This is a genomic window from Cryobacterium sp. 10I1 (assembly GCF_035019805.1).
GTDB classification, from domain to species: Bacteria; Actinomycetota; Actinomycetes; order Actinomycetales; family Microbacteriaceae; genus Cryobacterium; species Cryobacterium glucosi.
On record NZ_JASJVF010000673.1, the window covers coordinates 1 to 245 of the forward strand.

At 68.6% G+C, this 245-nt stretch carries 1 pseudogene; it reads left to right on the forward strand.

What is annotated here, in order from left to right:
- Window positions 1-46: 46 nt before the first annotated feature.
- A pseudogene (locus QN345_RS20285) lies at window positions 47-245 on the forward strand (acyl-CoA dehydrogenase); the annotation flags it as partial.

Here is a 245-nt window from a genome sequence, read left to right on the forward strand (position 1 = left end):
CTCCCGCACCACCCACCGCGCTCCGCCGAACCGAACAGGACCTCTCGTGACCGCATCAGGCCGCCCCACCCCACTCGTCGCCAGCCCCCTCGTCGACTCGGTCTTCGATCTCGACGACCTCCTCGCTCCAGAAGAGGTCGTCTGGTCGCGCAAGGCCCGCGCGTTCGCGACCAACCGCATCCTGCCCACGATCGAGCAGGACTTCGAGGACCGGTTCTTCCGCGCCGAACTCGTCCCCGAACTCG